Below are 26,755 nucleotides of genomic sequence, written 5' to 3' on the forward strand. Positions count from 1 at the left end.
GCTTGCAAGTGCTGCTTAAACTTGGCTGGTGTAATGGTGATGAAAGACTCCTGATCATCGAGATGATGATAGGTTAGAAACAGTGCTTTATTTTTGTAATGAATCGATTTGGTGTCTATGTTGACCGTTGTGGCTGCGTTTATTTGTGAAGCTGAGCATAGGGAATCCAATGGATTTGCATGTTGTTCGGAGTGTGTCCAACCCCCTGTGAGCAGCAGCATGAGCATGAAGTATACAGGCAAATATGATCGACCTCCCTAACGGCTCCTGTACTATCCCTACAATATACTCACGGAGATAACAGTTAGAACGTTAGGGCAACAAGTCTACATGAGTTACTTCATTACATCACTGCGGATCACATTAGCATTTGGCCGAAAGTGACTTTAGTTCGATTTTGCCGACTTAAAATGAAAAAGATGGAGGAAAAATGACCAATAGTCCGAATATGCCGAACTAATTCCCCATTTCCAGTGCGCGAGCGTTGATATGGTCGATTTAGTTGTGCAAAGTCGGACTAATCTTGATTTATTGTCGCGGACGGTAAGATTAATTCGGCTATTTCGGACTAATTGGTGGTGGGCAGTGCCTCGGCGGTCTGTAAGTCGATTTTTTCGACTTACAGTTGCGAAGCTCGGCCTTTGGCGGTCTGTAAGTCGATTTTTTCGACTTACAGCTCCGCAGCCAGGCCTTCGGCGATCTGTAAGTCGATTTTTTCGACTTACAGCTCCGCTGCTGGGCCCTTGGCGGCGTGCCTCCTCCCACCCCCGCGCCCAAAAACACAGCACAAACAAAGGAGCCAAGCGCACAAAGCGCCTAGCTCCTCATTCACTCAAACAAATTTATCCCTTTAATCCTAGTCGAGCAAGATTAGCGAAGCTAATCTCCAAGCTTTCGAACGGATTACGTCCGTAGCAGTCGTCCTGCTCGACAGCGGCCCACTCCACGCCAATATCCTCGCAGGCTTGAATAATGCCTTTAAAGTTCATGTTGCCTTCCCCGATTTCGGCGAAACGCTGTTTCCGATCTGGCGTTATGCACATATCCTTGAAATGGACGACTTTCATTCGTCCGTTCACTTTGCGAATCCATTCGATGGGATCGGCTCCGCCAGCTTGCACCCAATACACGTCTAGCTCAAAATCCACGGCTTCGGGATCAGACTCGTCAAATAAGATCTCCATACCTGTTTTTCCATCATATTTAGCAAATTCGAAATCATGATTATGATAAATGAACTGTAATCCAGCACTTTTCAATTGTCTGCCAAAATCGGAAGCTTGCTTGGCAAAGGTTGCATAACCTTGGCTMGTTTCACGGAATTCTGGCGGTAGCCCACCTAATCCAACATATTTGCAATCCCAGGCCAAATGTTTCTCAATGACCGAATCCATATCGTTTAACAAATCGTTATACCCGATGTGCGTAGCACAAATGCTCAAGCCTTCTTGATCCGTAAGCGCTTTTAACTCATGAATACCAATTGGACCAACACCTGACGCTTGCACGGAGTTGTACCCCATTTGCTTTACTTTCTTCAAGCTGTCGCTAATGTCCTGTGGGGTTTGCAGAAAGTTACGAACTGTATACAATTGCGTGGCGATTCTCATTCATCTCACTCCATTCAACATATTTGGCTCTTTACATATATATCATGGAATGGACGGATGAGCTATATAAATCTATTAATTTTTTCCATTTACATATTTCTGCGATACTGTCCGCCAACTTCATATAAGGCATTTGTGATTTGCCCGAGCGATGCAACTTTAACCGTTTCCATGAGTTCTTCAAAAAGGTTCCCATTATTGCGGGCTGTCTGCTTTAAACGTTCAAGAGCCGCAGGACAAACGAACTTGTGCTGTTCATGAAAAGCTTGAAGCCCAGCAATTTGAGCTTCCTTCTCCTCAACGGTCGAACGTGCCAGCTCGATGCCAACGGCAGACTGAGGAACACTCTGTTTAATAAACGTATTCACACCGATAATCGGAAGCTCTCCAGCATGCTTTTTATGTTCATACAAAAGAGATTCTTCTTGGATCTTTCCGCGTTGATATTGTGTTTCCATTGCCCCTAACACACCGCCGCGTTCATGAATTCGCTCGAATTCAGCTAACACAGCTTCTTCCACAAGATCCGTTAAATCATCGACGATAAAGGCACCTTGCAGTGGATTCTCATTTTTCGTCAAGCCCAATTCCTTATTGATAATCAATTGGATCGCCATCGCCCTGCGGACGGAATTCTCTGTCGGAGTCGTAATCGCTTCGTCATAAGCGTTCGTGTGCAAGGAATTGCAATTATCGTAGATCGCCATGAGCGCCTGCAGGCTGGTACGGATATCATTGAAGTCCATTTCCTGGGCATGTAATGAGCGGCCTGATGTTTGAATATGATACTTTAACTTCTGACTGCGCTCATTGCCGCCATATTGATCTCGAATGATCGTTGACCAGATACGACGCGCAACTCTACCCATGACGGTATACTCCGGATCGAGTCCATTGCTGAAAAAATAAGATAAATTCGGCGCAAAATCGTCAATATGCATACCGCGACTCAAATAATATTCCAGAAACGTGAAGCCGTTTGCTAATGTAAAAGCCAACTGCGTAATAGGATTGGCTCCCGCTTCCGCAATATGATAACCGCTAATACTAACGGAATAATAGTTTCGTACCTTATGATCAATGAAATATTGCTGCATGTCACCCATCATTTTCAACGCAAATTCGGTTGAGAAAATGCAAGTATTCTGCCCTTGATCCTCCTTCAAAATATCCGCTTGCACGGTTCCCCGAACAGTTTGAAGAGTCCACGCTTTCATTTGAACATACTCTTCATCCGTAGGTTGCTTCCCAGTGTTCTGTATAAATTCCTCGACTTGCTGTTGGATCGCGGTGTTCATGAACATGGCCAAGATCATTGGCGCAGGTCCATTAATGGTCATGGAAACGCTTGTAGAAGGATGGCACAAATCGAATCCAGCATAGAGTTTATTCATATCAGTTAATGTACATACATTGACACCACTGTTCCCTATTTTTCCATAAATATCAGGTCGATAGTCAGGATCGTGGCCGTACAATGTAACGCTGTCAAATGCAGTCGACAATCGTTTCGCTTCCTCATTTTTACATAAATAGTGGAATCGTCGGTTGGTACGCTCTGGTGTTCCTTCTCCGGCAAATTGGCGCTTAGGTTCTTCATTCGTTCGCTTAAAATGAAACACACCTGCGGTGTAAGGAAAGTAGCCTGGCAAATTTTCTTTCAATAGCCATTGAAGGATCTCCCCATCATCTTCGTATCTGGGTAAACTGATCTTGGGTATCTTACTCCCAGAGAGCGATTCCGTATACAGGGCAGATCTCATCTCACGATCGCGAACGCGAGTGACGAGTTCATCTTGTGCGTAGGCTTCACGAATTGCTGGCCAATCTTCAAGAAGCTTGAGACATGTTGGGTGTAGATTCGCCAGATAATGTGCGATCATGTCATCGATTTTGCCTATCATCACATCTGTTTCTTCCCTGGAGATAAACAAATTAGGATGCTCGGATTGCATCAGCGTTTTCGTCCCCCGAAGTTGATACAGCTTGCGAGCGATCCCTACCTGCTCTGTAGTAAATCGCTTATACCTTCGGATCGTTTGCACAATGTCGCCGAGATAACCGATACGGCTTGGTGGAATGATCGCATTCTTGGTCGTTTCCGGCAGCAAATTCTTCTTCTCTTCAATTGGCCAATCTCCGCCTGTTTTCATTGCAATAGTCCTCATAGTTTCACGAAATAGAACATTTGTTCCAGCATCATTAAATTGACTAGCCATCGTGCCAAATACCGGCATTTCCTGGACTGGTGTATCAAATAAGCCATGACTTCTTTGGAATTGTTTACGCACATCACGTAAAGCATCCTCGGAACCACGTCGATCAAACTTATTGATGACGACCATATCGGCGTAATCGATCATGTCTATTTTCTCCAGCTGAGTCGCTGCGCCAAATTCACTCGTCATCACATACATCGCCACATCACACAGCTTTACGATCGCAGAGTCGCCTTGTCCAATCCCACTTGTCTCCACAATCACCAACTGATAGCCAGCAGCCTGAACCACTTGTATGGCCTCCTTGGTCGCAAGGCTCAGTTCAGACTTCGCCCCCCGTGTCGCTAAGCTGCGCATATATACGTTAGGGCTGTTGATGGCATTCATACGAATCCGATCCCCGAGGAGTGCACCGCCTATTTTCATTTTGGAAGGGTCAATTGAAATAATTGCGATGCTTCTATCTGGATATTGGGCGAGAAATCGCCTAACCAGCTCATCCGTTAGCGTACTCTTCCCAGCTCCCCCTGTTCCCGTAATGCCAAGTACCGGTGCCCGATAAGCTTGTTTATTCGCTAAAATAGGTACTACTTGCTCCCACTGTCCGCTTCCAGCGACTTCTTCGGCTACAGTTATCGCACTTGCTATCAAACTCCAATGGTTTTCTTTCGAAATGTGCAGGTCATCTAAGTCATTTGGAAGTTTCCTTGGCGTAGGGGAATCGACTTCTCGAATCATATGATTGATCATGCCTTGTAATCCAAGTTCGCGTCCATCGTCGGGCGAAAAGATTTTGGCAATACCATATTGGTGTAAATGATGGATCTCGGTAGGAACGATGACGCCGCCACCGCCAGCGAATATCTTTATGTGCCCGACTCCTTTTTGCTGAAGAAGGTCAAACATGTAGGTCAAATATTCAATATGCCCMCCTTGATAGGTGGTTATTGCAATGGCTTGCACATCTTCTTGGATAGCAGCATGGACGACTTCCCGGGCGGATCGGTTATGACCCAGATGGATCACTTCAACTCCCGATGCTTGCAAAATCCTTCGAATAATATGAATGGTCGCATCATGTCCATCAAACAAAGCTGCCGCCGTAACAAATCGTACTGGATTCTGGGGCCGATAGACTTGTGTGTTCACAGGAAACCCACCTTTTTATGATAGTCGTCGTAGAATCATCCAAGCGTTGTTATCGCGTTTCACTCGATTTCTATGCAGATGAGCCGCAAATCATGTCCCTGTCATGTTTCAATGCCTTCAATCATAGGTTATTAATTGAACCACTGAACCATTCTTCGTGAGGCGGGTGAACCCAATGTCCGAGCAGAACGATTATGGATCGAAATATTTTGAGCAGATGCTGACGATCATTGATGTCGGTGTTCACCTGATTGATAACAAGGGAATCACGATTTTTTATAATGAGAAGATGGCGGAGACGGATGGTTTGGAAAGGGAACAGGTTGTAGGAAAAAACTTCTTCGAACTCTTCCCTTCGCTTACGAACGAAACAAGTACTTTCATGAAAGTACTGCAAACCGGGATTGAAATCCGCKAGAAAATTCAAACGTACGTGAATGTTACGGGGAAAAGGATCACAACCATTAATAGTACGTACCCACTGGTGGAAAATGGTGAAATTATCGGTGCGTTAGAGGTAGCCAAAGATATCACGAGTATCGTTCATCTGCATGATCAGATTTTGGATCTCAGACATCAAATCTATGAATCCCCATCCAAGGATAAAAAAAATGCGAGCGCTGCTCGGTACCATTTCAGTGATTTAATTGGAAAAAGTGAAACCTTCATGCAAACCATCGCCTTCGCCAAAAAGGCATCGCGCACGAGTTCACCCGTTCTGATATCAGGACCCACAGGTACGGGAAAGGAATTGTTCGCCCAAAGCATTCACAATGCAGGAGCCCGTCGAAACCGACTGTTTATTGCTCAGAATTGTGCAGCTGTTCCCAACGAGCTGATGGAAGGGATCATGTTCGGAACCGCGAGAGGCGCGTTTACTGGCGCTATTGATCGAGCTGGATTATTCGAGCAAGCTAACGGTGGAACGCTTTTTCTAGATGAATTAAATAGTTTAGATTTATTTCTGCAGGCCAAGTTATTACGGGTTCTACAAGACGGCATCGTTCGTCGCGTCGGTGGCACGCATGAGCAACAAGTCGACGTTCGCATTATTACCGCCATGAATATCGATCCGAAAGAAGCATTAGCCAAAGGTTTCCTTAGAAGCGATCTTTATTACCGGCTCAATGTCGTGAATTTGCACCTGCCTCCTCTCTCACAAAGAAAAGACGATATTCCCCTTCTCACTGCTCATTTTATTGACAAATTCAATCACCTATTCGGCATGAAAATAAATGGCGTATCCCCATCCGCTTTGGCGACCTTAGTGAACTACCATTGGCCCGGCAATATACGTGAATTAAGTCATGCGATCGAATCCACCTATAATATGATGGAGCTGGAATGTGAAAGGATTGAAGATCATCATCTACCCGCGTATCTCTTGGGACATACACTCACAACATCGCTTCAATCCAGTCCTAGGAGTGACCATATTGAAGATTTCTCGACCGGTAGATTAACCGACAAAGTGAAGCAGCTGGAAAAAGACACGATCACGGATGCGCTAGCTTTTCATCACTATAACATCACGCTCACCGCACAAGCGCTTGGGATCAAGCGTCAAGCTTTACAGTATAAGCTGAACCGTTACGGTATTGTCAGAAAGCCATAAGTTCTAAGGATTTGCACGACTCCGAGAGGGGTCTTTTTTCTTTTTTTAATTGAAAAGTGAAAAGTTGGCATCCTTCTTGCATCTTACTATTGGTGAGAAGACATCCATGCTGGAGGTGCAATGATGGAACGACGTGACTGGAAACAAGTTGAGTTATGGAAGCATGTGACAGAGGAGCAATGGAATGATTGGCTGTGGCAGCTTACACATACCATTCGAACGTTAGATGATCTGAAGAAGGTCGTGAATTTAACTCCCGAGGAAGAAGAAGGCGTTCGCATATCAACGCAAACCATTCCTTTAAATATTACGCCTTACTATGCCTCTTTGATGAATCCCGATGACCCGCGATGCCCGATTCGTATGCAATCTGTTCCCATTTCTGCTGAGTTATTGAAAACCAAGTACGATCTTGAAGATCCTCTTTTCGAAGATGAAGACTCCCCTACTCCCGGATTAACACATCGCTACCCTGACAGAGTGCTATTCTTGGTAACGAATCAGTGCTCCATGTACTGCAGATACTGCACGCGCCGCCGTTTCTCTGGTCAGGTAGGTATGGGCGTTCCGAAAAAGCAGTTAGATGATGCGATTGCTTATATTCGAAATACGCCGGAAGTACGAGACGTGCTGCTATCTGGTGGGGATGGTTTATTAATTAACGACAATATTCTGCAGTATATTTTGAAAAATTTACGGGCGATCCCCCACGTGGAAATCATCCGGATCGGTACTAGGGCTCCTGTTGTTTTCCCGCAGCGAATTACCGAGCATCTATGCAATATTATCCGCAAATATCACCCTGTATGGTTGAATACACACTTTAATCATCCTTTGGAAATAACGGAAGAAGCGAAAAAGGCCTGCGAAATGCTTGCAAACGCTGGCGTTCCGCTTGGCAATCAGTCCGTGATTCTCGCGGGTATCAACGATAGCACCTATATCATGAAGAAGCTCATGCATGATCTGGTAAAAATACGTGTGCGTCCCTACTACATTTATCAGTGTGATTTATCCGAGGGTATCGGTCATTTCCGTGCTCCTGTATCCAAGGGACTTGAAATAATCGAATCCCTTCGCGGTCATACCTCGGGGTATGCCGTACCTACCTTCGTTGTCGATGCGCCTGGCGGCGGTGGAAAAATAGCGCTCCAACCCAACTATCTCATCTCACAAAGTCAGGATAAGGTGATTCTGCGCAATTACGAAGGCGTTATCGTGGGTTACCCCGAGCCGAAAAACTATATACCAGGCCGTGCAGACGAATATTTCAATGAAATATATGGCATCCAAAAACAGCCGGAAAGCACCGGCATTATTGCCCTCATGAAAGATGAAAAATTCACATTAGTGCCAGAAAATTTGCGCCGAATTGGTAGAAGGAAGACGTATCAGGAAACACCAGATCACCTGTCACTGAAAGATAAACGGTCGATGCGGGATGAGATGAAGGACAAATTGATGAAGGCTCAGCAGAAAGAGAAGAAAGTGAGTGTAACAGAGCCGCCTAGTGAATAGTTGGAATTCTGTAGCTGTACAGAACAGACAGTAGCTCTACAGAACAGACAGTAGCTCTACAGAACAGACAATAGAATAACTGTATTTTCTGTAGCTCTACAGTACAACCAAATGAATAACTGGATTTCCTGTAGTTAATTTGGCGAAAATTATACTCCAGAAGGAAATAACTGGATTTCCTGCAGGTAATTCAATGATATTTCCGCAAAATGCCTCAACTTGGCTGAAATAACTGGAGGTTTTCCAGCTAAACTCGGATTTGGCGGAATCGGGCTGAAATTAGCTGTATGTTTTCCTTTTATTGTATCAGAGTGCACGAGCCACACCTGCTAGGAGCGGGTGAACGCATCCATATATACAAAAAAGCACCTTTCAGAGGTGCTTTTTTGGTACCGCCATCGAACGCAACATCCCTATGCCTCCGAATCATCCAATCCACACCACTGAATGATGGTCAATGCGATAATCTCCGCAGCCTCGAACACACGTTCCAGCACAATGTGCTCGTTCGGATAATGGGCAACTTGCGTGATCCCTGGCCCGAAAACGATACAAGGAGTATCACCAACCTGGGTAAGCAATCCACCGTCTGTCCCCCATGGTGAGGCTTCGATCACAGGTTCTTCCTGTTTAACCGCACGGAATTGCTGCATAAGCACCTGCATGAAAGCATGATTGGGATCGACGCTGCCTGGCACCCATTGCGCGCCGAACCATTCCACCGTTGGTGGATGAGCTGCGAACCATGGATCTTTCTCGCTCAGCCTCGCCATCCACTGACGCATTTCCTCCTTGGCACTCTCAAGCGTCTCCGCTGGTGCGACACCCATGCGCCCCTCCAACTTGACCGTATCGGAAACGGACGATGGCCAATTGCCTCCCTGAATAACGCCGATGTTAATGGGGATCGGAATCGGGTTATTGGCATACAACGGATCTGAGATCCTTGCATTTCGTTCCACTTCAAGTTCCCGAATATGCTGAATGACAGCGATGCTTTTCTCAATCGCGCTAACACCCTCATACCGTGTTCCACCATGAGCCGAGCGTCCTTTCACTTCAATACGGAACCACATGGAGCCTTGCTGCTTTGGGAAAATGCGCATATTCGTAGGCTCAGGAATGAGCGCTGCATCGGCTTTATACCCTTTTACAATGGCCGCTAAGGTTCCAGCTCCTCCACTTTCTTCTTCAATGACACTTTCGAAAATAACATCGCCTTTCAACTTTATTCCGAGACGCTGAACAGCCTCGATTGCCATAAGCAGAGAGACGTTCCCGCCTTTCATATCCGTTGCCCCGCGACCGTACAACTTACCGTCGACCACATTGCCGCTAAATGGATCATCTTGCCATTGTGTTCGATTTCCTTCTGGGACGACATCCATATGACCATTCAATAAGAGAGATCGTCCTCCTCCGACACCTTTCAAAACACCAACCACATTCGGACTCCCGATAAACTGGTTTCTTGGGGAACAAAAATACGGATGTGTCGCCAGTGCCACACCATCTGGTTCCCATAGATCAACGTCGAGCGATAGTTCCAGCAATTTGTCGGCGATGAGGAATTGAGCCCTCTGCTCATTTCCTTGTGTACTGGGCATTCTTACCAACTTCTGAAGAAATTCTGTACTTTCCTCACGATGAAGATGTATCCATTCATGAATGTGTTTTTGCAACTCATCAAGATTAGTAGGCAAAGGAATTCCCTCCTTCAAGCCTTTCTCTGACAGCTTACGGAATGTACACAATGGTTTCAGGAATAAGCAAGGCAGCTTCCGTATGTCGAACAACCTCTTCTACCGTATAGGGCAGCATGACCTCTTTTAAAATCAAACCTTGTTCCGAAACCTCCATGACAGCCATTTCCGTAATGATCAACTTCACACAAGCTACTGCAGTTAAGGGCAAGTCGCATTGTTTTTTTACCTTAGACTCCCCATTTCGGTTGACATGGTTCATCAGAACGATGACTTTTTTCGCTTTTTGCGCCAGTTCCATCGCCCCTCCGATTCCCGCCACTCGTTTCCCAGGTACGATCCAATTCGCGAGATCCCCTCGTTCACTTACCTCTAGTGCCCCAAGTATCGTAATATCTATACAGCCTCTACGTATCATGGCAAAAGCAATCGCACTATCGCAGTAGGAAGCCCCCCGATGAATCGTGATGGGATATCCGCCAGCATTACATAGGAAAGCATCTTCCTCGCCTGGAATTGGCGCTCCACCAGCGCTTAAGATGCCATTCTCTGCATGAAAAACAACCCGAATACCCTCAGGCACATAATCCGCCACCTTCGTCGGAATACCGATGCCTAAATTAACAGCCATGCCATTCTTCAATTCTTGAGCAGCCCGCTTTGCTATTCGGTCGCGGGTTTCTTTTCCCATACCCATTCCCAAGTCACCCCTCTGCTCAAGATCACCATATCCACGAAAATACCTGGCGTGACTATACTTTCAGGGTCCAGCTCGCCGAGGGGTACAATCTCATCGACTTCGGCGATTGTGATTTGACCCGCCATAGCAACGAGCGGATTCAGATTTCTACCGCTTTTATCGTAGATGAGATTCCCATATGGATCGGCTTTTTTCGCATGCACGATGGCCACATCCGCTGTCAGTGCTGGCTCTACCAGATATGTTTTCTCGCCGATGGACACCGTGTCCTTTCCTTGCTCCATAATCGTTCCGACACCAACATCCACCAAGATCCCGCCTAGCCCCACACCGCCAGCCCTAATTTTTTCACATAGTGTTCCTTGCGGGTAAAAGACGACTTCCATGGTGGCCTGCTCCATCATTTGACCAGCGTTAGGATTCGAGCCGATATGGGACGCGATAACTTTCTTCACACGTCCTGCCGTGACTAAACGTCCGATGCCGATGTGGGGAAATCCCGTATCATTCCCAATAATGGTTAAGTCCTCAACGCCTTTTTGGAGGATGCCTTCGACTAATGTTGGCGGCGTTCCGATGCCTCCAAATCCACCGAACATCAATGTACACCCATTCGAAATCGTTTGAAGCGCTTCTTCCAAGCTTCTTACTTTGCCTTCACCTTCGCTCACACGTGAATTCTCGCTTGGCACCATCATATCTCCTCCGATGTGGATGGGGTAATCTCCGCCATGACTTCCCGAATGGATTCAGCTAAAATCCGCACAAGTTGGTCCATTTCCTCTTCGGATATAATCAGAGGCGGTGCGATGATAATCGCATCCCCCTCCCCGTCGATCGCACCTGCAGCTGGGTAAACAAGCAACCCTTTCTGAAAAGCATTCTCGATGATCCGAGACGTAACACCTAATCCAGGTGGAAATGGTCGCTTGTCAGCCCGATCCGCAACAAATTCGATGGCCAGTAGCAGCCCTTTGCCTCTCACATCACCGATCATCTCAATGCCATCAACCAATTGGCGCAGCGCGTTCAATAAATAACTGCCTTTACTTGCTGCTGCGCTCACTAATTGATGCTTTTCGATATACGTAAGTACCGCTAACGATACAGCCGCCGATTGCGGATTGGCGCTGTACGTATGACCAGACATGATACTTTTGGTGCCATTCAGAATAGGCTCCATCACATGATCTTTGACAAGTGTTGCTGCCATCGGCGTATAGCCGGCGCTCATTCCTTTGCCCAATGCCATGAGATCCGGCTCAACCTCATCATGCTGCATACCGAACATCGCCCCCGTTCGGGCAATGCCTGTCATGACCTCGTCCGCGATGAATAAGATGTCATGCTGTTCGCAAATTGCTTTGATCTTCTTGTAGTAGCCTGTTGGCGGAACAATGGCTCCACCTGCAGCTCCAATGATTGGCTCCGCGATGAACGCGGCGATATGTTCGGCACCGATCCGCTTGATCGCTGTTGTCAAATCATCGGCACAGGCTAACTGGCAATTACCTACCGTTTTGCCTATTGGACAGCGGTAGCAATAGGGCGGCATCACTACCGGGAAATCTTCTAATAAGGGGATGAATCTCCTTCTTCTCAGAACGTGACCTGACATTGAAAGTGCACCTAGCGTAATGCCGTGATAGCTCATTCGCCTAGAAATCACTTTATTTTTACCAGGTCTCCCTCTCTCCTGCCAGTGCTGGATGGCAATCTTCATTGCCGTTTCCGTGGCTTCCGACCCGCTGTTCACAAAGAAGGTCCAATAATCGTTGCCAGGTGCTAGATCACTTAACTTCTTTGCCAGTTGCTCAGCGGGCTCACTTGTAAACTGTGAACGATAGACGAAGGACACTTTGTTCGCTTGCTCCATCATCGCATCGATGATTTCTTGCACCCCGTGCCCTAGGCCAGCTGTCACGGCTCCCGAGCAACCGTCGATATAAGCTTTGCCTTGCTCATCGTAGAGATAGACACCTTTCCCATACTGAATCGTGGGATAATGGTGATCCAAAACTGGCTTGATGACATGCTCCCGCTTCATAAGGCACCCCCACAGATGTTGCAGCTAAGGTTCTATTTGAGAAACATATTCTTTACCCGCGGAGCCTTTAACAGATCTTCATAGCGAAATGCCGTTCCCAGTGCAGAAACATCATGCCAATATAAGGTCTCTTCAATTTGCTGTGCGGTGCTCTCTAGGACATAGGTACGACAATTCGCACATTCAAGCGCAGGAATGTCAAGTATTTGCACCGCTAGTCTCCCATCAGGCATAATCCAGTAGCAATCTTTCACACTTTCACGGATATCTTCTGTTTCACACCACATGCAATTCATATGCATTCAACCTCCATCATATGGTATAGAACATTCTTGCGCCTAAAAGGTAATCATGCAAAAAGGATGCCAACTTTCCACAGTGGGTATTTGACCAATTCATAGGCTGAATATGTGGGTTAAGCTGCAAAAATGTTGGCAGTTGGTCATTATTTTGCAGTAAATTTAAGGGTTAAGGGGGATGCTGGATGCCGAGTGATCTGCMAACMTATACGAATCAAGTTGAGAACGGTACCGATTATACGATTATGTTTTGCCTTGATTTTWCGAATAAAAGGCTACGGGTGGATGACTATTCGGGAAATGTAGATGTCATTTACAGGCGAGTGGTTGAAATGGCTAAATCACATGCTTTGACCAAGGTGTTTATCAAATCACGAGAAGTGGATTGGCAGTCTTTTTTATCGAAGGGATGTATGCTGGAAGGGATTTATAAAGGATATTTCAATGGAGACGATGCTTACTGTATGGCCATGTATGATGATCTCGCACGCCGGACTAGTGACTATTGGCTGGAAGAAGATCAAATTCTGCAGCAGGTTCTTTCTCTACCGCTTAAGCCCGATCGACCCTTGGTTCCGAGCAACATGACGATGCGTCTCGCTGGATTGGAGGATGCGGAACAGCTCTCCCAGTTATACAGCCACATTTTCCAAACCTACCCCACGCCGATGAATGATGCCATGTATGTGGAGAAAACCATGCGGGAAGGAACAATTTATTATCTCGTTAAATCACTGGATCAACTTGTAAGCGCCGCTTCCGCAGAGATCAACTCGGTCTACGCGAATGCCGAAATGACAGATTGCGCTACGCTCCCGGCTTATCGTAATCAAGGTCTCATGCGTCTGCTTATACATGCTTTAGAAACTGAGTTAGTTGCTCGGCAAATCACATGCGCTTATTCGTTATCGAGGGCCCTTTCATTCGGTATGAATGCCGTTTTCTATCAAATGGGGTACGGATATTACGGCAGACTTACGAAAAATTGCGACATTTATGATAAGTTTGAGGACATGAATTTATGGGCCAAATCGTTAACATGAAGTGACAACAAATACTCCCTTCCTCTCCAACTATATGCGTTTCCTTCTCACAGAAGAAGAAATACCGAGTTCTTCCCGGTACTTGGTTATGGTACGGCGGGATATGGAGATGCCCTCCTCCTTCAATAAATCTGCCAGCTTTTGATCAGAGTAGGGTTTTCTGGGATTCTCTTCACTAATCCATGTCTTGATTCTCGATTTTACATGTTCCGAAGAAGCAGAATCGCCTATGTCCATTTGTAGACCGGAGGGAAAGAAATACTTTAGTTCATATATACCCCAAGGGGTTTGAGCGTATTTACCCGCTGTAGCGCGGCTTACCGTTGATTCATGTACGCCTAATTTCTCAGCAATCTGCTTTAGAGTCATAGGTTTGAGATGCGCGTTACCATGCCAGAAGAACTCACTTTGCTCCTCTACAATGGCTTGCGTTACTCGAAATATCGTTCTTCGTCTTTGTTCCAAACACTTCAGGAAGAACTTCGCGGCATGTAATTTACCAGTTAGAAACCTGTTTAACTCGTTATTGTCACTATTCTCGATGGCCATTCGTTCGTAATATCCACTAACTGAAAGTCCTGACGAAGCTGCTTGATGCAGCAGTACGACGAGCTGATCACCTGCTTTCTCAATAATGACTTCCGGAATAATATAATGAACCGTTTCTATATAAAAGGCTGCGCCAGGTCTAGGGTTCAATCCTTTGATGACATCGATCGCAGCCTGAATTTCTTGTGTGGACACTTGAAGCAACGTCGATAATTTATGAAGGTGGTAACTAGCAATATCATTCAAATGTTTCCTAATTAATATAGAGACTAATGGAAAGCAATCCGCGAGCGACTGGACTTGAAGAAGCAAACATTCCCTCAAATCTCTTGCCCCAATGCCGCGGGGTTCAAAACTCTGCAAAATCCTTAACGCACGCTCTACTTGAGCAAGCTCGAGCTTGCACACCTCCGAAATTTCAGGCAAGGTAGATCTCAAGTAGCCATTATGGTCTAGATTTCCAATCATAAATGAGACGGTACGTCGAATGGGTGGTGGTATTTTTTTAATAAAGCCTAATTGCTCCTTTAAGTGCCTCTCAAGGGATATCTCATTCGATGCAATGTTAAGTAATGGGTCATTGTCGTGATCAGTTCTTCTAGCTCTATGGAAAAAGGTTGGTGTGAGGTTGTGAGCGTCCCCATTATTCCMGGCTATTTCCAATACCGGATTTTCAGTCACCTCTTGTTGAATAACTTCTAACAATTCCGGTGTCGAGAGTTTGAGGATCGTAATCGCTTTGCGTAGTTGGGGTGTGATCTGCATCTTCGTAGTTTGCTGCTGGAACATTCCGTAGCCTGGGCGCATGTGCATCACCCCTTTTCCTTGTTGCTTCTATATGTATTCATGACGAGCAACTTTTACCMAAATCTGTGTATAGTGTCTGAGGAGAGCGGACATAATATTTTATGACGGTGACGCAGTGGTGAGGTGTTGTGTCGCAGACAATTTACACAAGGGAATTTGTTATTGAATCCATATGGAGGCGAGGAGATGTGCCGCATACCACTTCCTGTAGTATCTTTACTGCAATGATGTGATGAGGTAGTTACCTAGCGAAGTAAGGTTCAAGGCAAGAGCTCCATCAATTATCGCACCGTCAAAGAGGCTGTCCGACAAGTAGATTCGTCTACTCTAGGGCAGTCTTCTTTATTTTAGAAAATGCGAAGCAATGAACTCCTCCCAATCTTTCCCTCTCCTCCATACGGACTCAAGGAAATTCTGCTTAACGAAATATATAGGCATTAACAGAAAGTATGAGGACGACAAGTATGAGAATTAGAAAACAACTCTTTCGAGGTGCCMATATTGCGTTATTGAGCATCATGCTGCTCCATGCAACATCAGTAAAGGCTGCGGATAATGCGTCGCCTACTGTGTTTTTGGACGGGCTTCCACTATCCTTTCAGACACCTCCTGTGATTGAAGATGGCTATAGCCTCGTGCCGATGAGAGCTCTTTTTGAAGCGGAAGGTGCTACAATTTCATGGGATGAGAACACGCGAACAGTGACTGCTGTGAAAGATGGCACCACAGTAACTTACCAAATCGGAGAACCTTTTGCCTATAAAAATAAAGAACGTCTGGAGCTGCCCATAGCTGGCAAAATTATAGATGGCTTCACGATGATGCCATTGCGTTTTATTAGCGAGACGCTAGGTAATCTCGTGAAATGGCATGACTACTCCCGCTCGATTACAATCTCATCCATTCACGACAATGAAACCACGATCCAATATGGTGTCAATTTGCGCGACACACCAGTTAAAGATGACGGTACCCACATTCTTCGAATGCTTGCAAAAACCGAAAAAATCCACGTCATTCGTGAAATCAACTCGGATTGGTTAGAGGTACAAGCACAAGACGGCACCATTGGTTTCATCTCCTCTGCTCCGTTGTATTCGGATTACACGAACACGTCGATAGCGATGAAACAAGCGGATGCTTTAATTACTTTCGGATCCAAGTTTATTGGAACACCTTACGAGTTCGGGGCTGCTTCAGGGCAAACGAATACGTTCGATTGCTCGTCGTTCGTTCAATACCTTTTTAACCATGTATTGTCGAAGGATTTGCCGCGCGTTTCCTACGATCAAGCGCTACAAGGGAAAGAAGTCGGGATTGACAACATTCGCAAAGGGGATCTCCTCTTTTTCACCGCACGCGGACTCGATATCGGTCATGTAGGGATTTACGCAGGAAATGGTCAGATTCTTCAAACGTATTCCAAAGAGCTTGGCGTTCACTTCACAGCGTTCGATGACAAATGGAAGAAGCGTTTTGTTACGGCAAGGCGATTGTTCTAAGTAATAGCGCCCTTCAGGGGCGCTATTATCCGTTCGCGAGCGGCCGCTAAAACATCGAAGCCCCAAGTTCGCCGTATGTCTATCCGAATTTTGAACCACTGACAATCCAAAAGTAATTAAATGACAATGAGCTGATCAATATCAATCTTTGAACAGCTCATCTAAAATCATTTTTCTATTGTCTAGAAACCGTTTGGTAATCATATAATGGAGCGTTTCCTCGTATTGAATGTCACTGATGGGTTGATCATCAAAAGTAAGAATCTGCGCATCGGGATATCCAAGCAGTATGGGAGAATGCGTAGCGATAATGAACTGTGCTTCCTTCTCCAAATCTTTGATAACACGCATTAAAGCTAATTGTCTTGCTGGCGATAAAGCTGCTTCTGGTTCATCTAGAAGATAAATGGCTTTTTTCCCAAATCGATGCTTAAAAAGAGAAAGAAAAGCTTCACCGTGCGATTGCTCGTGTAAGGATCGGCCACCGTAATAGGGTAAGCTTTCAGGCATMGTATCTAAATAGCTAGCAAAGTTATAAAAAGTCTCTGCTCGGAGAAAGAAACCATTCGTAATCTTCGGCATCCAAGACAGACGTAAGTGTTCACCCAGAATGGAGTGCGCTGCTTCGACGTCATACACATTGTTTCTCCCGCCACTTGCTGTGTTAAACCCACATTGGTAGGCGATGGCTTCAAGGATCGTTGATTTGCCTGAACCATTCTCTCCGACCAGGAAAGTGACGTTCTTCTCGAAAGTAATAGAAGCCAATGATTGGATGGATKGGATGGTAAACGGATATTTCTCAGCATCGATATTCCCTTGCTTTTGAATTTCCAGTCTTCTCAGATACATGATTGCTCAACTCCAAATGAAATTTCCAAGCCTATCTTCTATTCTACGGTTTTCTAACTCGAAGTAAAGAAATGCGGTATCCCTCTATAATTAACGTCATAAATTATTCACAGCATTAAATATGAGCGAGACTTACAAACCAGCAAAATGGTTAAATAGTTTGGCATTATCGGACTATTGGTCTTCTAATACAAGGAACCCTCGCTTTAGTTCGGAAATGTCGACCAACCCGGTAATAGCAAAAAAGCTAAGCTACATTGAAGCAGCTCAGCCTTCATCTCCTTATAGCTCAATAATCTTTGTCGCTACATTATCGCAGAACTCCCTGTCATGCTCTACAAATAGAAGCGTTGGTGCATGTTCAAGCAATAGCTCTTCGATCTGCATACGCGAAATTACATCAATAAAATTTAGCGGCTCATCCCAAATATGCAGATGTACCTTTTCGCTCAGACTTTTGGCAATCAGTACCTTTTTCTTCTGGCCGCCGCTAAAGGAAGAAATGTCTTTTTCAAATTGCACTCTTGCAAAATCCAGCTTCCTTAATATCGCCTTAAAGAGACTCTCATCAATCCCATTGTTCTTCGCGTAGTCCTTTAAATTACCATGTAAATGTGAAGTGTCCTGGGAAACATAGGATATTTGAAGTTGGCTTCCCTTCCGAAAAGTTCCTGTATAGTCGATTTGCTCACCGCAAAGCAGCTTGATTATGCTCGATTTGCCAGAACCATTTTTACCTGATAGCGCAATCCGCTCACCCTGTTCGATCGTAAAACTGACATTTTGGCATACTACTTTCTCGCCATAATGTATCGAGACATGTTCAAGCGCAGCAAGTTGGTTTTTGTGATAGGCAAGTTGCGTTATCTTGAGGTCTTCAGCACTTTCAATATTTTTGAGCAGCTTAGACCTTTCGTCGATGGCAGTTTCTTGTCTTTGCTCAATCGATTTAGAACGTTTCATCATCTTCGCAGCTTTGTGACCAATATACCCCTTATCTACCTTGGAACCCGAATTTCTCGTACCATTCTTCATTTTCTCGACTTCATGAGACCAATTGCTCGTTCGTTTAGCCGCATCGGATAAACGTTTGATATCCTTCCTCAGCTTCTCATTCTCAGCGAGCTCRTAGTGATCTTGCCTTTGCTTATTTTCCCACCAATTGGAGAAATTACCCTTTTGAATTTCAATATTGGTCTTATTAATGGATAGGATGTGGTCTACGCAATGATCCAGAAATGATCTGTCGTGAGACACTAAGATATAACCATTTTTCGTATTCAAATACTCACTGACCAGCTTTCTTGCATTCATATCGAGATGATTGGTAGGTTCATCAATTAACAAGAAGCTATTTTCCTTCAGAAATAACGCTGCTAACAATACTTTCGTTTGCTCACCATTTGACAATGACTCGAAGGGTCGATAAAGAACGTCCTCAGTAACCTTAAGTAAGGTGAGCTCGCGCATTAATTCCCAATGTTGATAATCTGGCACAATCGTATTGATGATATCCAGCGTTTGATCTTGTTTGTTGTTAACTTGAAATGGAAAATATTCAAAGCTGACATTCGCAGAAATATGTCCACTATATTCGTATTTACCAAGCAACAAGTTAAGAAAAGTTGTCTTCCCTCTTCCATTTCTACCTGTGAAACCTAGTTTCCAATCGGTATCAATTTGAAAATTAACATCTTCAAATATGTTATCGTAGCTGCCCTCGTAGGCAAACGTTAAGTTTGTAACATTGATTAATGACATGTTGGGATCCTCCTGTACCATGCGTGTTGCATGAATTCATCATAGCACATTAGGATTTACCAATTCGAAGGAAAGGATAACTATAGATAAATTCTCCTGTCTGGCGCATTAAATCCTTTAACTAACAGCCATACAGCTAATGTCATTTCATACGCAGCCACAGGAATCGCCAAGACAGCTCCCCACGTCGAAAGCTGTGTGATGATACTGAAGATTTCTAGCAAAGCAGCAATGAAAATAAGCGTTGCACCTGTAAGACCCATATAGGAAATAAATCGCGGAACGAGTTTGGACTTATAAAGTAAATAACTGCACATCATAGTATTAATGCCAAGCAGGAAATTCGGTCCAAGCAAAAACGTCCAGTCATGAATAGCAATCAACAACGTGCCGGAAGGTTGAAACGAAGAYTCATTTGGCGAAACTGTATTTACGAATTCCTGACTTAATGTCAATAAGGATAGCATGCTGATGATACCAATCGTAATCACGATGGCTTCCAGGAAACGGAAGCAGACATATCCTAGGGCGATGCTTTCATTATGTTTGCGTAGTAATGGAAATAGTAGAATCGACGTGCCAATCGCGGATACGACAAGTATTAGCTCAAAAATAGCGCCTAGTTTAATTTGATTAGCATGTTCTGCGCCCTGGATCAGATAATTTGCATCATTTAGAAGCGGATTATATAAAATAAGACCAATAATGGACGTTAGCGCCGCAACGATAAAAAGTATACCAACCATGATGGCTGTTCCACGATTTACATTCATTTCATTTCCACCCTTCGTGTATCAAGATTTGAGTACTGGCCGACCCAATTGCATTTAGACATACGCCTTTTTCATCCAATCCGTAATACCAACACCTTCCGATTCATATAGCTCCTCTACAAAAGCCATTCGAAGTATGGAACCATCCTTGATCGCAATGAAGCTATCGAGTAAGGATTCAATTTCCGTAATCTCATGGCTCGTCATAATGAGTGACTGCTTTTCCAAATCCAAATAGGAAATCATTCCTTTCACAATTGCGTCTCGCACCATAGGGTCAAGGCCTGACAAGGGCTCATCCATCAGAATATACGGAACTTCTCTGGCCAAAGTTAACATGATTTTTAAGCGTCCTCGATTTCCTTTGGATAGGTTTTTTATTATCATCTGCGGTTCTAGCCGCATGAAATTCATGATTTCTATCGCTTTTCCCATGTTAAAATCGGCAAACTGCGAAGCGTGAAATTTCATTGCTTCACCTACTGTGAAGAACGAATAATACGCACCCAGCTCGGATAAATAGGATACAACATGGCTAATTCGTCGGTCGACTTTCTGCCCTAGTACGGTGACATTCCCGTTCGTGGGATGCGCTAACCCGGAAATTAGCTTTAAAATCGTAGACTTTCCACTGCCATTCTCTCCAACGATACCAATTATTTTTCCGATAGGAAGCGAAAAGGTAAGGTTAGTGAGCACGGTCTGTTTCACATACTTTTTAGAAACATTCGTAAATTGAATCATCTTATTCATCTCCTTTATCCCTATTTTTCAAATGATCCTGAACTCCTGAGATAATTTCATTTGAGCTGAAACCCATTTCTTGCATAACCTGGACAAAGGTTAGGATCTGTTCATTTTTCAAATTTTCCCTTTGTTGAGTTAGATGCCCCTCTTTCTCCGTAACAAAAGTGCCATGACCTCTTCTCGTTTCCAAAATACCTTCACGCTCCAACTCGCTATACGTACGCTGAATGGTGTTTGGGTTTACGCTATATATTAGCCCCATATCCCGAACTGAAGGCAGCTTCTCACCTAATTTCAATTCGTTACTTACAATCTGTCGTTTAATTCGATCCGCTAGCTGGAGATAAATTGGTTTTGAAGCATTAAATTCTTCCATTCCTTACACCTCAATTTTGTTGTCTATGATCCATGCTGTCAGTGCGAATAAGCCAATGATGATAAGGAAGTTATAGACATATTCACCTGCATACGTTTGTATCGGCGATATTGCAAATGAAGGAAAGTGATATGTGATGCCTCCCCATTTTGTCAAAACACGATAGAGTGCGGTATTTTCAAATAGGGTATTCATCCAACTTGGTACAATAACAGCAGCAATGAGGAAAAACCAACTATAGCGCCCGATTTTATTTTTGAGGTAATAGTATAAAGCCCAGAGTAGGATTACCCATATCCCAATAAGGATAGAAATCATAATCGTATGAAGAAAGATAAGTAGTCCTGAATACCATGTATCTGTCCAATACTTTTCAATTAATCTGAACTTAGGAATGATTAACAGGCCAGACATTAGATATAACATCAATAATGAAATAACATTCATAATTAAACTATTACCAAGCTTACTAAGCATCAATATCGATGCAGGTCGTTGATTATGCAGCCACAAATGAAGCTGATTGGCCTCTGTTTTTAAACTGATCAATAGTGTGATCGGCATATATAAAACGTGAAAAATAACTGCCGCAACGAGGGGCAAGAATATAAATAAGGTATTCTCTGCTATCATCCCCAGATATAGCGTCAGTATTATTATGAGTGCATTCATGACAAGTCCTATTAAAAAAACGGACCTTATTAACCTAAAATCCTTTAAAAATAATGCTTTGTACACTCTCATTCTAATCGCTCCTTTAGCATCGTAAAGATGTCACCTCAAACTAAAATTGTATTAATGTCATAGTACACTAATTCATTGCTACATGTAAATAGACAAATCAATAATTACATACATTTGTTTACATTCAGTTTAAATATGTAGGTTACAATCACGTCATCAATTGTTATCTAGGAGGAATTACTTTGGATTCTTTGCAAAGAAAAGGAAAAGCGCAATATGGCGATTGGGCCGTTGAAGCGCAAGGACTTGTCAAAACTTTTGGAGAAAATCGCGCGGTAGATGGTGTGAATTTGAATGTGAAGGCGGGAACGATTTATGGGGTTCTAGGCCCGAATGGTGCTGGTAAAACGACGACAATCAATATGCTGGCAACCCTTCTTAAACCTGATGCAGGTTCAGCCAAAATCTTCGGCTACGATGTTGTGAAAGAGTCACAGATCGTTCGTCAATTGATCGGGGTGACCGGACAATACGCATCCGTCGATGAATCGTTAAGCGCAACGGAGAACTTAATCATTTTCTCACGTCTTCTCGGGCTAAGCCGTAAAGAAGCACGCCAAAAGTCAGAGGAATTACTCGAAGAATTCGGGTTAACCGAAGCTGCTAAGCGTCCGTTGAAGAATTTCTCTGGTGGGATGAGACGTCGTCTAGATCTCGCCGCGAGTCTTATTGCGCAGCCTCCACTCATCTTCTTAGACGAACCGACGACGGGGTTAGATCCACGTACACGTTCCCAGATGTGGGATACAATCCGCCGACTAGTCGACACCGGATCAACGATATTGCTTACAACRCAATACCTAGATGAGGCAGACCAACTCGCTGACCGAATCGCCGTCATCGATCGTGGGCGCGTCGTCGCCGAAGGAACTGTAGATGAACTTAAAGCTTCTGTCGGTACCTCATCCTTGCAGCTTAGTGTTCAAAATCCATCCGATATTGAACAAGCTCGCAGAACAGTTGAGCAAGTTCTCAAAGTAGCTTCAACTGTTGTTGCTGGCAAGATATCCGCTCCGATGGCGAACGCTGATCGAGTAACGGATCTACTTATCTCCCTGCGTGAATCAGGCATTCACTTAGCTGAGATGAGTGTACAGAAGCCGACGTTGGATGAAGTGTTTTTAACCATTACAGGTCATGGCGTACAAGAGAACAATGCAGAGACACCTACTGCAACAAGTAATAAACAGGAGGCAAGAGTATGAGTACATCGATTAAACCCGTTTCGGAACGGCATCTGAAAAACCACACAAGCTTCCGCCAGTCCATACGTAATTCGCTTACGATGGCCTATCGGGGTTTGCTGAAGATCCGACGTACACCAGAGCAATTGTTCGATGTCACGCTTCAACCGATCATTTTCACACTGATGTTTACTTATATTTTCGGTGGAGCCATCTCAGGTGATGTCGTAAGTTATTTACCCGTTATTATTCCAGGTATTCTTGTACAGACTGTGATAACGACCTCCATCGTGACCGGCGTTCAGCTGCGAGAAGACATGGATAAAGGCGTCTTCGACCGATTCAAATCATTGCCAATCGCACGTATAGCCCCGCTTGCTGGCGCCTTGTTGGCCGATACCATCCGGTATACCATTGCAACGGTACTAACGTTCTCCATGGGATTCATCATGGGATACCGACCTGAAGGCGGCTTGGCCAATGTTGCGATCGCTGCCTTGCTTGTCATTTTCTGCTCATGGGCGATTAGCTGGATTTTTGCTTTCTTTGGCGTCATTGCTCGCACAGCATCCAGTGTTCAAGGGATCTCAATGCTGGTCCTGTTTCCGCTAACGTTCTTATCTAACGCTTTCGTACCGGTTGATACGATGCCTAACTGGCTTCAATGGTTTGTTAAAATCAATCCGATCTCACACCTCGTCTCTGCCGTTCGTCAGCTTGCGAATCAAGGTACGGTAGGCTGGGATCTCACCATTTCACTGTTCGGAGCTATCGTCATTGTGGCTATCTTTGCACCGATTACGGTTATTGCTTATATGCGCCGTACGTAGCATTCCAATAGAAAAAGGCTGTTCTCAAGTAGGATATCTACTGAGATCAGCCTTTTTTCATCGTACACGAATCATAACTTTCCCGATGTGCTGCCCTTCACCGAAGTAACTAAAGGCTTCTGCAACATGAGCTAACGGAAATTGGCGATAGATGACAGGTACTATTTTCCCTGCCTCCCAAAGCGCCATCAATTCATTTTGATCCGCAGGATTTGGTTTGTGCATTAAGAGCCCCATTCTCTTCGTTCCTATCCATGAGATCAGGGGTCCAAGAAACATCATTTGAAAAATCCGAGGCATCGTGCCTCCCACCATCACATACTGACCATTTGCGTTTAAGGCACGTTTACAGTCGAATATCGACCGATTACCCATGACATCAAGAATAAAGTCATACTTTTCACCACTTGTGGTGTAATCCTTTTTTCTATAATCCATGACGTAGTCCGCTCCAAGCGCTTGGAGTTTTGGCAACTTAGATGCACTGTCGACCGCTGTCACTTCTGCTCCAAATAATTTGGCTAGTTGAATCGCGAATGTTCCAACACCCCCACCCGCGCCATTGATTAATACCTTATCGCCTTTTTGTATAACTCCTTTGCCGCGTAAACCTTGAAAGGCGAGGACTGCGGCTTGGGGGATAGCCGCGGCATCTTCAAAGGTTATATGGGCTGGTTTCTTTGACAAAGCCAATTCTGACGCACACACATACTCCGCAAATCCGCCCCAACTACAGCCTGAAATATCTCCGAATACGTCGTCTCCAGGAACAAACTGCTTTACTGCTTTGCCAACCGCTTCAACACGCCCTGCAATATCTGCTCCGAGTATGGCGAATTTGGGCTTACGAACGCCGCCTATTCGCACTAGGAACGGCGTACCTCGCAGCAAATCCCAATCCCATGAATTAATGGATGCCGCAGCATGTACGTTAATCAATACTTCATGATCTTTTGGCTGCGGCTTTTCCACTTCTGTATAAATCAGTTCATTCGGACTGCCATATTTCTTGTAGACAACCGCCTTCAAAACTAATCCCCCTCCACGGTTTCCAACTCCATGCATTTCAGATCAGCTACTCTTTCTTTTTCAACATCACGGATTCAACTTGCCCATCTTTGGTCGTAGCGTTGACATACAATTCATAGTCACCAGCTTGGTACAATAAGCTCCAAATACCATCTACCCCATTCGTTTCACTTGTTGGGTTTCCCAACGCCTTCTTGATTTGAGGCAGTGTGTACGGCACGGAAGCGCCCAGAATCCGCATGGCACCGATCTTCTGATCTKGCGGCCAGAAGTATAATTGATAATTATACCATTGTTGGTATTCTACTTGCCTTGAGCCGATTTCATGAGGCTTCCCCCATTTTGCTATTACTTCAGCTTCTGTAGCACCGATGCCATATTCGATTCCTCGAAGTTTCCCCATAGCAGCTAGCTCCATGAATTTCTGATCCAAAACAATACTCTCCTTCAAATGTGAGAGCGTTCCCTCATCTCCAGGAACAGGCTCCTTCCCCCCTACAAGCGGGAAATTGGAGTAGGTATTCTGAAAGATAACGTCCCTAATACCTGGTCCTTTTAATTCCAACAACAAATAATCATTGATGAGATCCTTATTACTATTCGCGGCATATTGATATGACTGATAGGAAATATACACTTCTCCGGCCGATAGCATGACCTCCTCCAACTCTACAGAATCAGAATAAGACGAGGATGACTTGATCAATGCATATGTGCGATCACCAAAAGTACGATACTCTTTTTTCCACTCCGGCTGTTTCAATAATGATTGTGCCCACTCCTTTACATCGCCAGATGCTCCTGCTAGTGGAACCGATGTATAGATCTCATTCATTTGATTCTCTTGTGGCATATAATCCATAAAACCACTTATAATCCAAATCCCATCATGAGAATAATCTTTTTTCATATAGACCATGTAGGCACGTTGATCACTAGTTGTTAGGAGAACAGAACGGGGATTTACCGATTTACTGATCGTTTGAAAAGAAGTGATTTCTTGCTTTAATCTTGACTGGATAAACTTTTGCAGGACCTTGCTATAATCTTTATTTTCTTGATTTGCCTGAAGCTCTTTTAACTGCGCTTCCGTATATTCGTAACCTTCCGTACTATCATGAACTCTTGATAATATGCGCAATAAGGTGTCTCTATCCATTAAATTCGCACTTATCTGTGCAACGTTTGGCGTAGCTGTGCTCTCTACTTTAAGAGAAGGATTTGGTTCCATGGTTAGCTCAGTATCTGGCTTTATAGTGAGTCTTTCGATCGAATAACCACACCCTAAACCTACGATCAACACACATATAAGGATCGCTACATATTTTGGGGTCATTAGATTCATTTCTCACTCCTCATGGTTATATTCATTCTACAGTGTTTCGCCAACCGCCATTTTCTCATCTAATCCCTCCAGCTCACTCCTATTCAATTAGACGTGAGCTGCATAGGAATGTTCTGTGTGAAATGGGGTTTTTGGTAATTTATTTACAATTTTTATCGACAAATTCTTTATGCTATTTACGAATTGGAATGGAGGATTAATATGACACATGCCGAATACATTAAATAGTTCTGAAACATCCATGTTTTGTAAATCGGCATGTGTCATATTAATCCTCCATTCCAATTCGTAAATAGCATAAAGAATTTGTCGATAAAAATTGTAAATAAATTACCAAAAACCCCATTTCACAC

22 protein-coding genes and 1 pseudogene are annotated in these 26,755 nt (G+C 44.4%); 6 read left to right on the top strand and 17 right to left on the bottom strand.

All coding sequences use genetic code 11. From position 1 onward, the window contains the following. The 3 genes and pseudogenes from AC1DLM_RS28995 to icmF all read right to left on the bottom strand — a co-directional run. Window positions 1–242: pseudogene (locus tag AC1DLM_RS28995) on the bottom strand (hypothetical protein); the annotation flags it as partial. Window positions 243–842: 600 nt separating this feature from the next. After that, window positions 843–1,610, bottom strand: a complete 768-nt coding sequence (locus AC1DLM_RS29000) for a sugar phosphate isomerase/epimerase family protein (protein ID WP_441990226.1) — start codon at window positions 1,608–1,610, stop codon at window positions 843–845. Window positions 1,611–1,699: 89 nt separating this feature from the next. Then, window positions 1,700–4,978 (bottom strand): fused isobutyryl-CoA mutase/GTPase IcmF, encoded by a 3,279-nt coding sequence (gene icmF / locus AC1DLM_RS29005; protein WP_477571915.1) that lies wholly within the window; start codon window positions 4,976–4,978, stop codon window positions 1,700–1,702. Window positions 4,979–5,153: 175 nt separating this feature from the next. Between icmF and AC1DLM_RS29010 the strand changes: the two genes are divergently transcribed. Both AC1DLM_RS29010 and kamA read left to right on the top strand, forming a co-directional pair. Next, window positions 5,154–6,593: a sigma-54 interaction domain-containing protein gene (locus AC1DLM_RS29010; RefSeq protein WP_477571916.1), complete on the top strand. Its 1,440-nt coding sequence runs from the start codon at window positions 5,154–5,156 to the stop codon at window positions 6,591–6,593. Window positions 6,594–6,713: 120 nt separating this feature from the next. Next, on the top strand, window positions 6,714–8,111 hold the full coding sequence (gene kamA, locus AC1DLM_RS29015; protein ID WP_477571917.1) for a lysine 2,3-aminomutase: 1,398 nt from the start codon (window positions 6,714–6,716) through the stop codon (window positions 8,109–8,111). 413 nt (window positions 8,112–8,524) lie between these two features. Here kamA and AC1DLM_RS29020 read toward each other — a convergent pair whose 3' ends face one another. Genes AC1DLM_RS29020 through AC1DLM_RS29040 form a run of 5 tightly spaced genes read right to left on the bottom strand, consistent with a single transcriptional unit; the run spans window position 8,525 to window position 12,857 of the window. Then, the gene (locus AC1DLM_RS29020) at window positions 8,525–9,814 is read right to left on the bottom strand and encodes a peptidase (RefSeq protein WP_441990230.1); all 1,290 of its coding nucleotides are present in this window, start codon (window positions 9,812–9,814) and stop codon (window positions 8,525–8,527) included. 34 nt (window positions 9,815–9,848) lie between these two features. Continuing rightward, window positions 9,849–10,511, bottom strand: a complete 663-nt coding sequence (locus tag AC1DLM_RS29025) for a 3-oxoacid CoA-transferase subunit B (RefSeq protein ID WP_441990231.1) — start codon at window positions 10,509–10,511, stop codon at window positions 9,849–9,851. Then, a complete protein-coding gene (locus tag AC1DLM_RS29030; protein WP_441990281.1) occupies window positions 10,478–11,209 on the bottom strand; it encodes a CoA transferase subunit A in 732 nt (243 codons plus the stop codon). Before AC1DLM_RS29030 ends, AC1DLM_RS29025 begins: the two co-directional genes overlap by 34 nt. Continuing rightward, a complete protein-coding gene (locus tag AC1DLM_RS29035; protein WP_441990232.1) occupies window positions 11,209–12,561 on the bottom strand; it encodes an aspartate aminotransferase family protein in 1,353 nt (450 codons plus the stop codon). Before AC1DLM_RS29035 ends, AC1DLM_RS29030 begins: the two co-directional genes overlap by 1 nt. 32 nt (window positions 12,562–12,593) lie before the next feature. Further along, window positions 12,594–12,857, bottom strand: coding sequence for a YokU family protein (locus tag AC1DLM_RS29040; protein WP_056621642.1), 264 nt, complete (start codon window positions 12,855–12,857; stop codon window positions 12,594–12,596). A 188-nt stretch (window positions 12,858–13,045) separates the two neighbouring features. Here AC1DLM_RS29040 and ablB point away from each other — a divergent pair, with 188 nt between their 5' ends. Then, complete coding sequence (ablB, locus tag AC1DLM_RS29045) at window positions 13,046–13,903, top strand: putative beta-lysine N-acetyltransferase (RefSeq protein WP_477571918.1); 858 nt, start codon at window positions 13,046–13,048, stop codon at window positions 13,901–13,903. Between the two features lie 30 nt (window positions 13,904–13,933). Here ablB and rpoN read toward each other — a convergent pair whose 3' ends face one another. Continuing rightward, a complete protein-coding gene (rpoN, locus tag AC1DLM_RS29050) occupies window positions 13,934–15,259 on the bottom strand; it encodes an RNA polymerase factor sigma-54 (RefSeq protein WP_477571919.1) in 1,326 nt (441 codons plus the stop codon). A gap of 464 nt (window positions 15,260–15,723) precedes the next feature. Here rpoN and AC1DLM_RS29055 point away from each other — a divergent pair, with 464 nt between their 5' ends. After that, entirely contained in the window at window positions 15,724–16,761 is a 1,038-nt protein-coding gene (locus AC1DLM_RS29055; RefSeq protein WP_477571920.1) for a stalk domain-containing protein, read from the top strand. A 141-nt stretch (window positions 16,762–16,902) separates the two neighbouring features. On the opposite strand, the gene AC1DLM_RS29060 is transcribed toward AC1DLM_RS29055, so the two are convergent. The 6 genes from AC1DLM_RS29060 to AC1DLM_RS29085 form a co-directional block, all read right to left on the bottom strand. Next, complete coding sequence (locus AC1DLM_RS29060) at window positions 16,903–17,613, bottom strand: AAA family ATPase (RefSeq protein WP_477571921.1); 711 nt, start codon at window positions 17,611–17,613, stop codon at window positions 16,903–16,905. Between the two features lie 282 nt (window positions 17,614–17,895). Continuing rightward, window positions 17,896–19,374 (bottom strand): Lsa family ABC-F type ribosomal protection protein, encoded by a 1,479-nt coding sequence (locus AC1DLM_RS29065; RefSeq protein WP_441990237.1) that lies wholly within the window; start codon window positions 19,372–19,374, stop codon window positions 17,896–17,898. Between the two features lie 80 nt (window positions 19,375–19,454). Continuing rightward, window positions 19,455–20,147, bottom strand: coding sequence for a DUF4386 domain-containing protein (locus tag AC1DLM_RS29070; RefSeq protein ID WP_441990238.1), 693 nt, complete (start codon window positions 20,145–20,147; stop codon window positions 19,455–19,457). 54 nt (window positions 20,148–20,201) lie between these two features. After that, entirely contained in the window at window positions 20,202–20,891 is a 690-nt protein-coding gene (locus tag AC1DLM_RS29075) for an ATP-binding cassette domain-containing protein (RefSeq protein ID WP_441990239.1), read from the bottom strand. Window position 20,892: 1 nt separating this feature from the next. Further along, window positions 20,893–21,270 carry a GntR family transcriptional regulator gene (locus AC1DLM_RS29080; protein WP_441990240.1) on the bottom strand — a complete coding sequence of 126 codons (378 nt, stop codon included), beginning with the start codon at window positions 21,268–21,270 and terminating at the stop codon, window positions 20,893–20,895. A gap of 3 nt (window positions 21,271–21,273) precedes the next feature. Continuing rightward, complete coding sequence (locus tag AC1DLM_RS29085; RefSeq protein WP_441990241.1) at window positions 21,274–22,014, bottom strand: hypothetical protein; 741 nt, start codon at window positions 22,012–22,014, stop codon at window positions 21,274–21,276. Between the two features lie 182 nt (window positions 22,015–22,196). Here AC1DLM_RS29085 and AC1DLM_RS29090 point away from each other — a divergent pair, with 182 nt between their 5' ends. Both AC1DLM_RS29090 and AC1DLM_RS29095 read left to right on the top strand, forming a co-directional pair. Continuing rightward, the gene (locus tag AC1DLM_RS29090) at window positions 22,197–23,219 is read left to right on the top strand and encodes an ATP-binding cassette domain-containing protein (protein ID WP_441990242.1); all 1,023 of its coding nucleotides are present in this window, start codon (window positions 22,197–22,199) and stop codon (window positions 23,217–23,219) included. After that, the gene (locus AC1DLM_RS29095; protein WP_441990243.1) at window positions 23,216–24,028 is read left to right on the top strand and encodes an ABC transporter permease; all 813 of its coding nucleotides are present in this window, start codon (window positions 23,216–23,218) and stop codon (window positions 24,026–24,028) included. Before AC1DLM_RS29090 ends, AC1DLM_RS29095 begins: the two co-directional genes overlap by 4 nt. Before the next feature lie 57 nt (window positions 24,029–24,085). Here the strand turns inward: AC1DLM_RS29095 and AC1DLM_RS29100 are convergent, their stop codons facing one another. Then, window positions 24,086–25,057, bottom strand: coding sequence for an NAD(P)-dependent alcohol dehydrogenase (locus tag AC1DLM_RS29100; protein ID WP_441990244.1), 972 nt, complete (start codon window positions 25,055–25,057; stop codon window positions 24,086–24,088). A 46-nt stretch (window positions 25,058–25,103) separates the two neighbouring features. Continuing rightward, window positions 25,104–26,402 carry a DUF4309 domain-containing protein gene (locus AC1DLM_RS29105; protein ID WP_477571922.1) on the bottom strand — a complete coding sequence of 433 codons (1,299 nt, stop codon included), beginning with the start codon at window positions 26,400–26,402 and terminating at the stop codon, window positions 25,104–25,106. Window positions 26,403–26,755: the final 353 nt, after the last annotated feature.

The organism is Paenibacillus sp. 01T442 (assembly GCF_056398345.1).

Coding starts and splice junctions, on each gene's coding strand:
- kamA (WP_477571917.1), top strand. CDS start 6,714: ATGATGGAACGACGTGACTGGAAACAAGTTGAGTTATGGAAGCATGTG.
- AC1DLM_RS29025 (WP_441990231.1), bottom strand. CDS start 10,511: ATGGGTATGGGAAAAGAAACCCGCGACCGAATAGCAAAGCGGGCTGCT.
- AC1DLM_RS29030 (WP_441990281.1), bottom strand. CDS start 11,209: ATGGTGCCAAGCGAGAATTCACGTGTGAGCGAAGGTGAAGGCAAAGTA.
- AC1DLM_RS29035 (WP_441990232.1), bottom strand. CDS start 12,561: ATGAAGCGGGAGCATGTCATCAAGCCAGTTTTGGATCACCATTATCCC.
- AC1DLM_RS29040 (WP_056621642.1), bottom strand. CDS start 12,857: ATGAATTGCATGTGGTGTGAAACAGAAGATATCCGTGAAAGTGTGAAA.
- AC1DLM_RS29075 (WP_441990239.1), bottom strand. CDS start 20,891: ATGATTCAATTTACGAATGTTTCTAAAAAGTATGTGAAACAGACCGTG.
- AC1DLM_RS29080 (WP_441990240.1), bottom strand. CDS start 21,270: ATGGAAGAATTTAATGCTTCAAAACCAATTTATCTCCAGCTAGCGGAT.
- AC1DLM_RS29085 (WP_441990241.1), bottom strand. CDS start 22,014: ATGAGAGTGTACAAAGCATTATTTTTAAAGGATTTTAGGTTAATAAGG.
- AC1DLM_RS29095 (WP_441990243.1), top strand. CDS start 23,216: ATGAGTACATCGATTAAACCCGTTTCGGAACGGCATCTGAAAAACCAC.